Source organism: Pseudomonas sp. 2995-1, from assembly GCF_002742505.1.
Classification (GTDB): domain Bacteria; phylum Pseudomonadota; class Gammaproteobacteria; order Pseudomonadales; family Pseudomonadaceae; genus Aquipseudomonas; species Aquipseudomonas sivasensis.
Window position 1 is genome coordinate 1 of sequence record NZ_LJSA01000577.1, and the last position, 290, is coordinate 290.

Here is a 290-nt window from a genome sequence, read left to right on the forward strand (position 1 = left end):
GTTGACGGGTCATTAAAATCAGGTTATGTGAAGCACGGAGATCTAATTGTAATTACTGCCGGAGTTCCTATTAATGAAACTGGTACAACAAACATCATGAAAGTTCATGTTGTAGGTGAAGTTACTGCAAAGGGACAAGGAATAGGACGTAAATCAGCAACAGGGAAAGTTGTAATTGCAAATACAGCTTCAGATGCTTTGGAAAGAGTTTCTGATGGCGATATCCTAGTTACTTCAAATACTGACCGAGATATGATGAGTGCTATTGAAAAAGCTGGTGCTATTATTAC

1 protein-coding gene is annotated in these 290 nt (G+C 38.3%); it reads left to right on the forward strand.

What is annotated here, in order from left to right; translation table 11 throughout:
• The coding region (locus tag AOA61_RS27850) for a pyruvate kinase alpha/beta domain-containing protein (RefSeq protein WP_218197404.1) at positions 1–290 on the forward strand (290 nt) is incomplete at both ends.